General features: G+C 71.6%; 1 protein-coding gene. It reads right to left on the bottom strand.

The genetic code is table 11. The features are described 5' to 3' along the window. On the bottom strand, positions 1–257 hold a 257-nt coding region (locus ACSNOK_RS35020; protein ID WP_436784736.1), incomplete at both ends, for a catalase.

Raw genomic sequence — 257 nt, 5'->3', positions numbered from 1 at the left:
CCGTAGGAGTTGGGCTCGTAGTTCCTGGCGTGCCGGCCCTGGCCGTTGACCGCCATCAGACCGTCCCGGCCGTAGTTGGCCGCGGCCGTGGCCCGGGGGGCGTTCACCGCGAGCTGCGTGTGGTTGACGCCCAGCCGGTAGCGGTGCGCGTCGGCGTAGGCGAAGAGCCGCCCCTGGAGCATCTTGTCGGGGGAGGGGCCGATGCCGGGCACGAAGTTGTTGGGGGAGAAGGCCGCCTGCTCCACCTCGGCGAAGAC

Source organism: Streptomyces sp. URMC 126 (assembly GCF_051386555.1).
Lineage (GTDB): Bacteria > Actinomycetota > Actinomycetes > Streptomycetales > Streptomycetaceae > Streptomyces.
This window is presented reverse-complemented; position numbering and strand designations above follow the sequence as displayed.